This window comes from Gimesia panareensis (genome assembly GCF_007748155.1).
Lineage (GTDB): Bacteria > Planctomycetota > Planctomycetia > Planctomycetales > Planctomycetaceae > Gimesia > Gimesia panareensis.
Genome location: NZ_CP037421.1, coordinates 6,982,864 through 6,996,303 on the forward strand (window position 1 = coordinate 6,982,864; position 13,440 = coordinate 6,996,303).

Here is a 13,440-nt window from a genome sequence, read left to right on the forward strand (position 1 = left end):
CCTAAACTGCAGGATGATTTTCCAGGACGGCCAGGTTATCGCGATGAATCACTTCGGAATACGGAACGGACCCCAGAATGGAGGCGATCTGATCGGTACGGTGCATGATGATTTTCGACAGATCGCCGGAACTGTAGTTGGTCAGTCCCCGGGCAAACTCTTCTCCACTCGGACTGACCAGGGTGACTGCTTCGCCACTTTCGAACGTGCCATCAATGGAACGGATGCCGATCGCCAGCAGTGATTTGCCCCCTTGACGGATGGCGCGGGTGGCCCCTTCATCCAGATGGAATTTACCTTTCGGGCGGATAGTATAACCGATCCAGCGTTTCCAGGCGGAAACCGAAGCGCCCTGCGCCAAGAAGAGCGTCCCGACATCTTCCCCCTGCAGGATGCGGTCCAGAACCCCTTCCTGCGTGCCGTTGGCAATGATGACATTCTCGCCGACCGCGGTCGCCGAGCGGACCGCCTGCAACTTGGATTTCATGCCCCCGGTCCCCCGCGAGCTGCTGTCGTCGGTAGCCAGTGCGAGTAATTCGGGTGTCCAGTCCTGCACTGTGGAGAGGCGGGTACTTTCGGGAGATTTGGGATCCCCATTATAGAGGCCGTCGACTACGGACAGGATCACCAGCAGCGGCTTTTTGACGAGGCTGGTCACCATGGCGGCAAGGTGATCGTTGTCGCCGAACTTGATTTCCTGAATGCTGACGGTGTCGTTTTCGTTGACGATGGGGACGGCACCGTATTCGAACAGGGTGTGTATCGTGTTGCGGACGTTGAGGTAGCGGGTGCGGTTTTTGAAGTCATTGGCGGTGACCAGCAGCTGGGCGGCGTGGTAGCCGTGTTTGCGTAAGTAGCGATCATAGCGGCGGATGAGGTGTGCCTGGCCGACCGCAGCCGAAGCCTGCAGATGTCCCAGGTCGCGGGGACGTTCTTTCAGACCTAACAGTCCCATCCCTGCGCCGATGGCTCCGCTGGAGACCACGACGACTTTGCGGCCGGTCTCTTTGACGCGGTGGATCTGTTCGGCCAGCGACTCAATCCGTGCCGGGTCGAGCGTATCGTCCTGGCAGGAGAGTACGTTTGTTCCAATTTTAATTACCAGCGTTTCGGCTGTTTCAACGACTTCGCGACGGGTTAGACTCACAGTCTGCACTTTTTCCGGGAATCACAAAAAAATTTCAAAGAGGTACTCGCCACCGGGTCCCTATTTCTTAATATTTATATAATATAGAAGTCCGGGGCCGGAGCATAGACAATCATCAACGCGAGCTTGCCGTAAATCAAAGGGATTTCCTGTAAAACGGCGTTTTTCTCTCTCCAACCGCTGATTATGTTTGACGCTCACTGCGGGCCACGGAACAATTTACCGCATAGTTCACCCGGTTCACACTGATTTTGAAACTCTATTTCACGAACTAAGGCAATTTATGTCGGAACTATACCACGAATGTGGAATTGCAGCCGTCTACCATCTTCCCAACCGAGATCCAAGTCCGCTGACTCCCCTGGGCGACCCTGAGAAGACATCGCAACTCATCTCCCGGTTACTGCTCGATATTCAGAATCGTGGCCAGCTGGCTGCGGGAATGACGACCTTCAATCCGGGGCGGAATCAGCTGATCGACACCCACAAAGACGTGGGGACCGTGACCGAAGTGTTCCAACTCAATCATCAGCAGGCATTTAACAGCCTGATGAAGAAATACGAGGGACCCGCGGCGATCGGTCATGTGCGGTATGCCACCTGTGGTAAAGATGACCGCAGCTACGCACAGCCGTTCGAACGACATCATATTCAGAAATCGAAATGGTTCAGTTTCGGCTTCAACGGCCAACTGGCCAACTACCAGGAGCTCTGTAAGGAAATCCTGACTGAGTCTGACTTCCATCTGGCCCGGGAAACCGACACCGAAATTCTGATGCACCTGATTTCGCAGGAACTCTCCAAGGAGAATCCGGCCGAACTGTTCGACATGCTGACCACGCTCAGCAAACGCCTGGACGGCGCTTACAATATTGTCTTCCTGGATGCCTTGGGGAATATGTTTGTTTCCCGCGATCCGGTTGGCATTCGCCCGCTGTGCTATGCTTTTGATGGCTCTCTGTTCGCAGCCGCCTCTGAAAGTGTGGCCCTGGCCAACATGGGCTTCGAAGCGGAGCAGATCAAGAGTCTGCCTCCCGGGTCGGCGATTGTGATCCAGGACGGGGAGCTGACCATCCGCGAATACGCCACTCCGACCAAGAAAGCCCACTGCTTCTTCGAATGGATTTACTTCGCGAACGTCTGCAGTACTCTGGATGACCAGAGCGTCTACATCACCCGCAAACGCCTGGGTGAAGAACTGGCTGAGCAGGAAACAGTACCGATCGATGACGATACGATTGTGGTGCCGGTACCGGACACGGCCAAAGCAGCCGCTGACAGTATGGCGTATACCCTGCGCGTGCCCTGTCTGGAAGGGTTAATCCGCAACCGCTATATCGGACGAACCTTTATTGAAGGGGCGAACCGCAAAGACAAGGTGCGAGCGAAATACACGCCGCTGCCCGAAGTTCTGGAAGGAAAACGGGTCCTGCTGGTGGAAGATACGATCGTCCGTTCCACCACGATGAAGGCCCTGATCAGCCAGCTGAAAGAACGGGGTCGGGCTAAGGAAGTGCATGTGCGCGTGGCCTGCCCGCCGATCATCGCCCCCTGTTTTTACGGCATCGACATGTCGACGATCAACGAACTGTTCGCGCCCAAGTTTCTGAACGGGGGCGAAATGAGTCCCGAGGTGGAAGAGGCGATGGCGGAGACCATTGGTGCCGATACGCTGAAGTACCTGCCGAAAGCCTCGATTGCCCGTGCCGTGGGTCTGTCCGGCAGTTCGCTGTGCCAGGCCTGTATCGATACGACTTATCCGACCGAATCGGGTCGTCAGTTGTATCAGATCGCGGTGGAGAATTCGCTCAAGGATAACGGCGAAGATCCTCACCGGACGTATGATGTCTCGCTCTCCAGTCCGGTTCGCTCCTGAGACGCTCTCTGAATTCGACAAAGGATAGCTTTGACCGATGTCTAACTCGCATGAGATCGAAATCCGTGTCCGTTATAACGAAACGGACGCGATGGGATTTCTGCATCACGGCAACTACTTCACGTATTTTGAAATGGGCCGCACCGAACTCTTTCGTGCTCAGGGGGGCAACTACCGTGAGATGGAAGAGAAAGGCTACCTGCTGGTGGTGGCGAAGATCGAATGCAAATACCGGCTGCCAGCCCGCTATGATGACGTGCTCACGTTGCGGACCACGCTGGCGAAAGTAACCGGTGCCAAGCTGGAACACGACTATGAGCTGATGCGGGACGGCAAGACCATTGCGGTTGCGCATTCAGTGATTGCGTGCGTGGATCGGGACGGGAATATCCAACGGATGCCGGCGGCGATGGAGCAGCTGGGAACGGAGTGAAGTTTCGCCCGTTATCAAGTCCCCGCGGGTGCCCCCGGATGTAATCCGGGGTTGTCGGAGACAACAGGAGGTTGTGGAGCACGCGTTCTGTTGTGGGTCGCCGAACCTCACCTTTTGAATGAGTGATATCGGCTGCTTCGTTCTGATCTGATCGATTTCACTGGGACTTCCTGCTCGCTGCGCTCGGCCCGGATTGCATCCGGGCTCACCCATTTCAGATGGGCTTGATCCGTTTTCACGATCACTGTTGGCGAGCCAACAGTGAAACTATGTAGGAAGCCTCCGTCGGATCGAATAACGTGTAACAAGTTCGTTCACAATTTGTTTCACGAAATCTCACCGCCGGAGGCAACGATGTTGTATGTTGGTTTAGATGTGCATGTCAAGCATATTACGATTTGTGTACTTAATAAGGATGGTAAGCTGCTGCAGCGGTGCCAGCTGCCATGCCTGGATGATGTGATTCAATTTCTGATGAACCTGCCGGGACGATACGAAGTCTGTTTTGAAGCCAGTACCGGTTATGGCATCTACTTTGAAGCTCTGAGTAAGATTGCTTCTCGTGTTGCCGTGGCTCATCCAGGACTGTTGAAATTGATTTTTCGTTCCAAGCAAAAGAATGATCGTGCGGACGCAGAGAAGCTGGCCAAGCTATTGTTTCTCGATGAAGTTCCGACCGTTCATGTCCCGACTGCAGACGTGCGGGCCTGGAGAGAGTTGATTACATTCCGAGGCAAACTGATTCAGAAACGGACCCGGGCTAAAAATGGAATTCGCTCGCTTCTGAGAAGTGTTGGTTGCAGGGTTCCCAAAGAGTTTGGTCTCTGGACCATACGGGGGATGGAATGGCTAAAACAGAAAGATCTGAAACAGCCGATGCAAAATCTGAAACGGGACATGCTGGTAGAAGAGATCGAAACACTGACGAGGCAAACCAGGCTGGTTGAAACGGAACTGGCCCGCTATTCGAAAGATAACATTGCCGTGCAGCAATTGCAGAGTATCCCCGGCATCGGCTTACGCACTGCTGAGGCATTCGTGGCCTTTGTGGATGACCCGCATCGATTTGCCAACAGTAAGAAAGTGGGGGCCTACTTCGGTCTGATCCCGATCCAGGATCAGTCAGGGAGTACCAATCGACTGGGGCATATCACACGGGAAGGGTGTGCAGAGGTCCGACATCTGGTTACCGAAGCGGTTTGGCAGGGGATTCGATATTCACCGACGATTAAAGCCTATTATGAACGGATTCATCGCCAGGAAAAAGACAGGAAAAAAATTGCGATTGTAGCCACATCGCATTACCTGGTGCGTGTGATGTGGTCCATGTTGAAAAATGGAACCTTGTGGAAAGAACGGAACCTGGCAGTCTGAGCGACTGCAGTTTAGATAAGTAATTCAAAGAGTTGTGTGGGAATTAAGTTTCACGTTGAGATCGAAAGTGGGATTCAGGTGACATCCCGACGGGTGCCATGGCGCATTGCGATGCCGTAGCAGTGAATGGGAGTCACCGTAATTTGTCTAGTGGCGCCTCGCCAAGGTGAGTGATGCCGGATGGATGGTTGGATAATTCCGCGTTCTTCTCACTACGGTCTTGACAGAAGCTTCCTCATGGATGGCACCCCTTCGGATTGTGATTGTTTCTGATAAGCTTAGTTTTGAACCGTCTGTTGCTGTTTTGCAAAGTGGGGCTGATTGACGGCGGTCTCTTTATCATTGGGAGGAATCGTCTTGACGACTTTCCAGGCGAGGCCCAGTTTTTCGAGGACGAGGATCGCGGCGTAGGTCATGTCGAGTTCCCACCATTTGTGGCCGTTCTTTGCCATCCGCTGGTACTTGTGATGGTTGTTGTGCCAGCCTTCACCGTAAGTGAGTAATGCGACCCACCAGAGGTTACGGCTGTCGTCGGTGGTTTCGTAGTTGCGATAACCCCAGATGTGCGTGGCGGAGTTCACGAACCAGGTGGCATGCAGAACGTAGAACAGACGCACGAACATGCCGTAGACGACCAGGCTGAGTCCCAGTTCCGAACCGCCGGCCCAGTAGCCAATGCCGTAGAGCAGTGCGCCGAGGCCCAGGTGCCAGAATACAAAGGTTCGCTGCAGAAGTCGCATAAAGGGATCTTTGAGCAGATCGGGGGCGAACCGCTGATGAGTCGCCTGAATTTCTTCTGAGCTGTGGTGCGGGACAAGCCAGAGAATGTGGCTCCACCAGCGTCCCTCGCGTGGTGAATGCGGATCGCCGGGCTGGTCGCTGTGCAGATGATGTTTGCGGTGATTGGCGACCCACTGGATGGGAGGCCCCTGCCCTGCCAGCACGCCGATCAGACCGATCAGACGGTTCATGAACTGATGGGTCTGGAAGCTGCCATGGGTGAGCAGGCGATGATAGCCCAGGCAGATGCCGATGCCACCGGTGAGCCAGCCCAGGAAGATGCAGGTAAACAGACCGGTCCAGGTGAAGCAGAAAGGTGCCGCCAGGACGCCCAGGTGAATAGCGGCGACCCAGATGATATTCGCCCAGTCGGGTGTTGCATATCTGCCCGGTTCGGGCGTTTCAGCAGGCGTGTTTTCAGGAAGAAGATGATCCGTTTCCGGAGGCGGCACGAGTGCCTGCTGCGAGTTCATTCAATAGGACCGATTCTGTCAGAGTGTGGAGTACCAATAAAAACCGGCCGATTTTAGGGGGATTGGGGAATCGTGTCTAGGGAGATGGGCTTCGTGGGCAAGAATGTGGTGTTTCCATAACGGGTGTACATATTTTTGAGACCACTTTTCTCAAATCCGGCTTACCGAGATGCGGTTTTTTAGGGTTAACACAAGAACTGAAATCCCCGGCAGACGCTTGTTTCCTGCTCTGACTCCCAGAGTGTTTTTACCGTCTTTCTGACAGGACGAACTGTTGAGGGAATTTCTGGCAGCGGCGTTGAAGCCAGTTCAAATATGCGTGTATCCGGATGATCTTCACCTTCATTATAGTTGGGATAGCTGGGCCAACATCTGGAGTAGATCAGCATTTTCACCAGCGACGCATGCGAAACCCGGTTGAGCCCGAGGGGATGTCCCCGGCTTTCGTCTTCCTCGAACGCCTGCTCAACGACCGAATCAGGAATAATCAACTTGCCTTTCGCAGCGGTGTGCAGGGCCTCTCTACGACGTTCATTTCGCTCCAGCCAGCGTTGTAGACCTTGTTTCAGAAAACGACAGTAGCCCGTTCCCTGATGCGTTTTCCCCTTCCAGAATTTCCAGGTCATATTGTTTTTAATCTGAAAATCGAGTGTTTTGAGAGCCTGCTCACAGAGCTGTTTAATTTCCCGATGCAGACTGGTTTCTCGCCAGACGGGCACGCAGCAGGTACAGGAATTGAGGCATACTGTCAAAACCGCGGGAGCCCTTTGCAGCTGATTCAACAGATCTGCTGTTTTCTGCACAAAATTACTCGGCGGCCCATCTGAATATTCCGACAGATTCGTCAGTAACGTTTCAATCTTCAGACGTTCGTCGTCTTCTCCGGAAGCAATGAACAGTTCCAGCAGGTGCTGAAATGCCGAATCGCCCCATTGCATACAGATGAGCTCAGGGTATTCGAAGACATACGCTTCATCACCGACTTCTTCCGGAGCATTTTGAACCAGATCTGCCAGTTCACGATTCATCTGTCAGTTGTTCCTGAAAATTCTCTAACGCTTCCAGCCATTCCGGTGGCAGTTGCTCTTTCGGCAAGCGCAGTTCCGGCAGGCAGGGCAGCTGGAGGTGGAAACCAGTCTCGTTTTCGGTGATAGATTCGACCTGTTGCCACTTGTAAGTCTGTTCGATATCGACGGGATCCTGGATACCAGTAGCGTTCAGGATGAGATGTTCGCGGGTTAAGCTGACTTTGATTTCTCCGGGGGCATGCTGCAACAGTCGTTGAATCAGGTTGAGGCATTTCGACATCAGACGGGATCGATTACAGCGTAACAGAGTGGAGATTCCGGCCAGGATCAGGAGACTGATCAACAGCACGGGTGAGAGATCACTACTGACGATACGAGAGTGATCCCCGGAGAATAGATAGAGCAGCACAAAGATCACAATCACAAAGAAATTCGAAACGATCCAGTAGAGAGAAATCAACCCATTGACGATGAATTCCGCCAGGATCAGCGACTGGGTGCTGGAGAGCGCCTGATGTGGTCCATCTGGTAGATTCAGTCGACACACTGGAAAATAAGGAGGCAGTTGCATCCGCTTTCATCCTTTGTGAATTTGTCTCAGGTTTCAGAGCACCCGAATTTGTGAATCGACGTTCATTATACACAACGGTCAGTTCTATCTCTGTTCTGATTTGTTTTCTCGCAGGAATTTCGGGAATCCCAGACCGGATCACCTGTGGAAGGAATCGAAGGAATTCGGTGTTCTCCATTTGTGGTTAGGTTCTGAATCTTTCTTTGGCAGGGGAGATGATCTCTCTTTTTGTATCATTCGTGAGTTTTGCGGGAACCCCTGTTGCGCTGGAAATGGTTTGAACCTCGCCAGGCGGGCGGGCACATGGGCCCGCGCCCTGCATCTTCTGGTGAGGTGCGTCGTTGCTGGAATGTCTGTTTTCATTGAGACTTCCTGCTCGCTGCGCTCGGCCCGAATTGCATTCGGGCTCACCCATGAATTTTTAAAATGGGCGAGCCAACATTCCCCCATTTTTTACTGAGAGGATGAGATGAGTGGCGGAGTGTATTATAATTGATAGATGAATTGTGAACCAAATCGATCCTGCAGAACATGAGGTGCTCCGATGTTGTGGATTTGTCGCGTTGCTGTATTCAGTCTGATATTGGGCTCGGTTGCTGTTCCCGTGCGTGCCGAAGATACGTTTCCGAATGCGCGCCAGCCGTCTGATGATGTGGAACTGAAATACTGGCTGGAGAACATGTCGCTGTATCATCACTACACGCTGGATGAAATGCAGCGCGCGACCGGGTTGCCAAAATCGGAAATCAAGGCAGCACTCAAACGCTTTGAACTGCAGGAACGGCTCACTCCGGAACGTAAGCCCGGTGATGTATTAACGGTGAAGCCCTATCCGGGCGGCCGGCATCCGCGGATCGGTTTTCTGGAAGGGGCCATCGATCCGCAACGGGAGACGAAGATATCGGTGTTCGCCCCCTGGGATCCGGCGAGCTATGTCGTGCTGGATCTTCCCGAAGCGATCTGGTCGAACCTGGGGCTGACCTACCTGGCACACACGCATGTGCCGACGATCTGGACGAAGCAGAACCTGGAACTGGATCCGCTGGAATGGTCGCGGCATCAGAATGGCAATCTGTCTCTGTCGCGCACGCTGCCGAACGGGATTGCATTTGGTACGCAGGTGGTTCCCCGCACTGACTCGGTACTGATGGAGATGTGGTTGAAAAACGGCACCGACAAACCGCTTTCGAAACTGCGGGTGCAGAACTGTGCGATGCTGAAAAAGATGGACGGATTTACGCAGCAGGATAATGAGAACAAACTGTTCCGCGCTCCGTATGCTGCCTGCCGGTCCGTGAAGGGAGATCACTGGGTGATCATGGCGTGGACGCCCTGCTTCAAAGCCTGGGGGAATACGAAGTGTCCCTGCCTGCACTCCGATCCGATCTTTCCGGACTGTCCGCCCGGAGAAACCAGGCGCGTGCGCGGCTGGTTCTCGTTCTATACGGGGACGGACATTGAAGGAGAGCTTAAGCGGATTGATGCTTCAGGCTGGCAGACGGCTTCTCTGAAACAGCAGGATTAGGGACCGATTCGCGTTCCGATTTCGGATTTCGCAGTGAGAGCAGTTTTTTCAGACGCACAATCAGGTTCTCCGGAGCCAGTTGATCGGTGTCTACTTCAATGGTCTCCATCACCGCATCATGCTCATGCGTCTCGACCAGTAGAACGACTCCCAACGGAGGGGAGTACGAATGGAAGTAACCTTTCCAGGCAGAGTATTGTGCTTCCGGAATCTTAGCGAGGTCAATTCGATAGCAGGCCACCGGATGCGTTTTGATAAAGTTCAACATCGCGGGGTCATGAGAGTACCAGTGTTCGTGTATCACAAAGGGGAGATCCCAGCTGGCGTAGGTGCTAATCAGAATAACTTTGCCGGCTTCCATGTCGTGGTGAATGTCCGGAATCGAATATTCCTGCCAGGCAATTTCCGTCTGTTGAGGTGGAGGAACCAGTAAAAACAGGGCTGCAATCGCGCTCAGACACGCCAGAGCACAGACCCCCATGTTTTTGTGATAAAAAAACTGACCCCCGCCCGGCATTTTGTAAGTTTCCCGAATTAAATCATTTTATTCCGAACCTGTTGTTGTCATCATACTTGTGATCAGGGTGTCATGAACTTCCTATTTTGACAAGCAAATCCGCTTTCGGATAATCACAGGAAATTCATCGAACCTTGTATGAAGACTCGTGGTCTCTCCGTTATAATATAGTAATACCAAATCTCAAGCCCCAATTTCAGTGGGGCATGTCAGGTCCACTGTTCTGCGACCCGCCGTACCTTCTTTTCGAACATGGGGGCTCTTATGAAGTATCAACTCGTTCTGCAATTCACGGGAACAGTCATTCCAGATTATGATTCGCTGGTTGATTTGGAGTCGGTGCTGATTGATGAAATCCAGGAAGATGGTAAGACGACTGTAGACGGCCATGATTTCGGCAGTTCTCAGATGAATCTGTTCCTGACCGTTGAAGATCCTCAGAATGTTCTGAGTCGCATCCGCGGACAGATTGAGCACCCCCTGATGGACCGCGTTCGCGCCGGCTATCGTGCCGTGAGCGATAAAACGTTTCGTGCCATCTGGCCGGAATCGCTGCATGAATTTACGGTGAAGTCGATCCACGTTTGAGCCTGCTTGCTGGCTGCCCGGCAAATTTACTGGAAGCGCCCTGGGCATCCCTGCCATTATTATGGCAGGTCAATGGATCGGTTAAATCGCTGGCTTTATTTGCCGCAGACGCTGTATTTAATAAACGGATACCGGGCTTTGACTTCGTCCGTGAGGTTATCCGTTTTGTTCGTGGCGATGTTACACCATTTCAGCTCACGTAATTCCGGCATCGTGGCTAACAGAACCAGTCGTCGATTGCACAGTGTCTGCGGGTTCTCGATTTCGATGGATTCCACATGGGATAACCAGGGCAGAAGATGCGCCGACTCATCTGAGAACGAGAGGGAGCGAATCGACAGACTCTTCAGAGAAGGCATTTGAGCCAGATAAAACAGAGTCGACTGATTGAGGTTCAGATTTTTGCAGTAAAAATGTTCGAGTTGACTGAGCCGCGTGAGTGGTTCGAGCGCATTCACATCGGGGAGCACGATGGGAACGTGCACCTGCTGGAGTTGCGGGAACGCAGAGAACAATTGCAGCGCCTGTCGAGCCTGTTTGCCTTTCAGGTGTTCTCCCGAGTCCCAGCCGATCGTGAGGTTGCGCAGTTGGGTATGATGTTTGGCCAGGCGCTGGAGCAGATATTCCATCTCTTCCGGTGAGCCTGAGGGAACTTTAAGTACTTCCAGATTGGGTGCCAGTACCAGCGCGTCAGCCAGTTTCTTACGAGGGATACGTTCGCGGATCGTCCAGCTTTTCAGCCGCTGATGATCGCCGTGCTTCAGGAACTGATACATCATATCCTGGCTGACTTTCCCACAGTCAACTTCCAGTGAAACCAGTGAGGAACAGCCGGACATTTTTTTCCAGAAACGGCCGACCTCTTTGGTTTCGAGTCGAATCTGTAATTTGAAGTCTTCCAGTTCAGAGAGATCCAGCAATTCTTCTGCTGCCGCTGCTGAGATTTTTTCGTCGCCAAAACTGAGGTGCAGGCGACGCAGCTGTTTGATCTGTGCGATGTGTTTGAGGGCAGTTTCATCCAGATGCGAGTGCAGAATCTCCAGATCAGTCAACTGTGGAAGTCCGCGGAGTGCTGCGTACCCGCGCGGACTGATGCGACAATAGGAAAACTTGACACTGTGCAGCTCCTCAATTCCGGTCAGGGTTTCAATGCACTTTCCCAGTTCGGGATTCGACTGATCCCGGGTTCCATAGAACCAGATGCGTACCGGGAAGGGAAGCTGGTTAATGTAAGGAATCGCGGCCTTCAGGGCCTGCGTATGCTGATAGACTTTTTCTCCTTCCACCATTTTTTCCGGGTTGCCCACCCAGATCGAAAGGGGTTCCCCGTTGCGGGGATACCAGATCGTCAGTCGCTGACTGCGAATCTGCTGATAGATCCGTTCGACTTCAGGGTCCTGCCAGGATTCTTTTTCACGGGAGTCCGTGGTATTGGGAACCGCTGAGATGTGCGGTACACGGCTGGCCAGGATCTGATTGATTTCTTCCAGCCGCCGGGTCCGTTCCGGAACGCGCGGGTCGGTCTGAAATTTTAATTCCGGTTCGGGTGCCACAGGCTGTTTATCAGCAACTGCATTTTGAGTCGAGTCGGAGGTCAGCAGAAAACAACCGATGCCTGCCATTGCAATCAATAAAACTGTCGCCACAAATGTCAATTGTCGAAACATAGCCCACTCCCCTCCGCCTGTTTCAGGAACCTGTCTCAGAAAAATAAAGTAAGAGATGACATCAAAATTTATGCTTTTTTAAGTGCCTGCCTGGAACCAGGGGCTCCAAAATGGTCTACAACTAAGTGATTGTACAGAACAAAACAGTTGTTGTCCGCCCAGAGTTGAAAGATTTTTAAATCCAAGCAACGCTGGACTGCCAGTGTTTACATATCCTGTTTCAAAACAATGCCTTACAAACATTCTACCCCCCTGCCCTGAATGAGGTTTTTTCCTCCTCAAACGCTGCTTCTGAAACTTTTCAAAAAAACTGTAACAGTCTCCCTGCTTTTGCGCCTGGTATGGCAACGAGGAACACGCAACTTCATTTTCATCGAGGGGGACTTTGAATGACGACCAGTTTTGCTGAATTGACAATTTCGCCGGAACGGACCGCCGCCTTCGAAAACCAGTTACAACAGAAAATCAACCAGGGGAGCCTGGCGCTGATGATCGCGCTGGGGTATCGAATGGGTTTATGGAAGGTCTTAAGTCAGCTGGACCATGCCACGTGCCAGGAAATTGCCGCTGAGTCTGGTTTGAATGCCGTGTATGTCGCTGACTGGCTGTCGGCCATGCTGGGAGGCGGGCTGATCGATTACGACCCGATCTTTCAGACGTATCGTCTCCCACGGGAACATGCAGAGATCCTCACCGGTTCAACGCAATACGAAGAGGCCCTCCGCTGGCTGCCCCTGCTGGGAAAACTGGAAGACGAACTCGCCGCCTGTCTGTCAGAGGGAACCGCGTTGCCTGAAGCTACAGGCGACCGCCTGCTGACCGCACACAAATCAGAGCAGTCAGCCTCATTCACAAACCAGCTCTTCCAGTCGATTCTGCCACTGGTCCCCGGTCTGATCATGCGGCTCTGTGAAGGTCTGGATGTGCTGGACCTGGGGTGCGGTGATGGCGCGGCACTCCTGGAACTGGCGGCCGCGTTTCCGGAAAGTCGCTTTGTCGGCTATGATCCCTCTGCGGAGCTGATTGAACAGGCGCGACAAAGTGCCGTCTCGCGGAAGCTCGAAAATGTGTCGTTCTTCCAGCGTGACCTGACAGCCATTCACGCCATCGATGCCTTTGACCTGATTACCGCCTTTGATGTGAATCTGGATGGAAACGATCAGGACCAGATGCTGCGGGAAGTGCAGTCGGCTCTCAGATCCGATGGCCTCCTGCTGCTGCGGGAGCTCGCATTGTCGCGCAACAGGGACGAGAACCTGCAGCATCCGCTGTCGGCCCTGCTGCTGTCGATCTGCGGTGTGCGGAGTCTGGCTGGTCATGCTCAGAGCGGCAAGCGTCGTGGTAAAGAAGCACTCTGCCTTTGTCTGGAAGCAGCCGGTCTGGGAGTTCTGGAATGCCATCAGTTGTCGCAGGACGTTTTGCATGAATATTACATCGCGCGACAGAGCTGACTTCCAAAAC

At 53.1% G+C, this 13,440-nt stretch carries 12 protein-coding genes; 6 read left to right on the top strand and 6 right to left on the bottom strand.

Annotated elements, in window-relative coordinates; all coding sequences use genetic code 11:
* Position 1 precedes the first annotated feature (1 nt).
* The gene (gene proB / locus Enr10x_RS26230; RefSeq protein ID WP_145114545.1) at positions 2–1,147 is read right to left on the bottom strand and encodes a glutamate 5-kinase; all 1,146 of its coding nucleotides are present in this window, start codon (positions 1,145–1,147) and stop codon (positions 2–4) included.
* 283 nt (positions 1,148–1,430) lie between these two features.
* On the opposite strand from proB, the gene Enr10x_RS26235 reads away from it, so the two are divergent.
* The 3 genes from Enr10x_RS26235 (at position 1,431) to Enr10x_RS26245 (ending at position 4,830) form a co-directional block, all read left to right on the top strand.
* Positions 1,431–3,023, top strand: coding sequence for an amidophosphoribosyltransferase (locus tag Enr10x_RS26235; protein WP_145114547.1), 1,593 nt, complete (start codon positions 1,431–1,433; stop codon positions 3,021–3,023).
* Between the two features lie 37 nt (positions 3,024–3,060).
* The gene (locus Enr10x_RS26240) at positions 3,061–3,456 is read left to right on the top strand and encodes an acyl-CoA thioesterase (RefSeq protein ID WP_145114549.1); all 396 of its coding nucleotides are present in this window, start codon (positions 3,061–3,063) and stop codon (positions 3,454–3,456) included.
* A 354-nt stretch (positions 3,457–3,810) separates the two neighbouring features.
* Entirely contained in the window at positions 3,811–4,830 is a 1,020-nt protein-coding gene (locus Enr10x_RS26245) for an IS110 family RNA-guided transposase (protein WP_145450644.1), read from the top strand.
* Between the two features lie 278 nt (positions 4,831–5,108).
* Here Enr10x_RS26245 and Enr10x_RS26250 read toward each other — a convergent pair whose 3' ends face one another.
* From Enr10x_RS26250 to Enr10x_RS26260, 3 genes are all read right to left on the bottom strand, one after another.
* Positions 5,109–6,083: an acyl-CoA desaturase gene (locus tag Enr10x_RS26250; RefSeq protein ID WP_145451953.1), complete on the bottom strand. Its 975-nt coding sequence runs from the start codon at positions 6,081–6,083 to the stop codon at positions 5,109–5,111.
* Positions 6,084–6,268: 185 nt separating this feature from the next.
* The gene (locus Enr10x_RS26255) at positions 6,269–7,111 is read right to left on the bottom strand and encodes a hypothetical protein (RefSeq protein WP_145451954.1); all 843 of its coding nucleotides are present in this window, start codon (positions 7,109–7,111) and stop codon (positions 6,269–6,271) included.
* A complete protein-coding gene (locus Enr10x_RS26260) occupies positions 7,101–7,682 on the bottom strand; it encodes a hypothetical protein (RefSeq protein ID WP_145451956.1) in 582 nt (193 codons plus the stop codon). Before Enr10x_RS26260 ends, Enr10x_RS26255 begins: the two co-directional genes overlap by 11 nt.
* Positions 7,683–8,226: 544 nt before the next feature.
* Here Enr10x_RS26260 and Enr10x_RS26265 point away from each other — a divergent pair.
* Positions 8,227–9,207, top strand: coding sequence for a hypothetical protein (locus Enr10x_RS26265; RefSeq protein WP_145451957.1), 981 nt, complete (start codon positions 8,227–8,229; stop codon positions 9,205–9,207).
* On the opposite strand, the gene Enr10x_RS26270 is transcribed toward Enr10x_RS26265, so the two are convergent.
* A complete protein-coding gene (locus tag Enr10x_RS26270) occupies positions 9,152–9,724 on the bottom strand; it encodes a hypothetical protein (protein ID WP_145451959.1) in 573 nt (190 codons plus the stop codon). The genes Enr10x_RS26265 and Enr10x_RS26270 overlap by 56 nt on opposite strands.
* A gap of 264 nt (positions 9,725–9,988) precedes the next feature.
* Between Enr10x_RS26270 and Enr10x_RS26275 the strand changes: the two genes are divergently transcribed.
* On the top strand, positions 9,989–10,312 hold the full coding sequence (locus tag Enr10x_RS26275) for an ABC transporter (protein WP_145451961.1): 324 nt from the start codon (positions 9,989–9,991) through the stop codon (positions 10,310–10,312).
* A 95-nt stretch (positions 10,313–10,407) separates the two neighbouring features.
* On the opposite strand, the gene Enr10x_RS26280 is transcribed toward Enr10x_RS26275, so the two are convergent.
* The gene (locus tag Enr10x_RS26280; protein ID WP_145451962.1) at positions 10,408–11,979 is read right to left on the bottom strand and encodes a hypothetical protein; all 1,572 of its coding nucleotides are present in this window, start codon (positions 11,977–11,979) and stop codon (positions 10,408–10,410) included.
* Positions 11,980–12,368: 389 nt separating this feature from the next.
* Here Enr10x_RS26280 and Enr10x_RS26285 point away from each other — a divergent pair, with 389 nt between their 5' ends.
* Positions 12,369–13,430 carry a class I SAM-dependent methyltransferase gene (locus Enr10x_RS26285; RefSeq protein ID WP_145451964.1) on the top strand — a complete coding sequence of 354 codons (1,062 nt, stop codon included), beginning with the start codon at positions 12,369–12,371 and terminating at the stop codon, positions 13,428–13,430.
* The last annotated feature ends 10 nt before the right edge of the window (positions 13,431–13,440 follow it).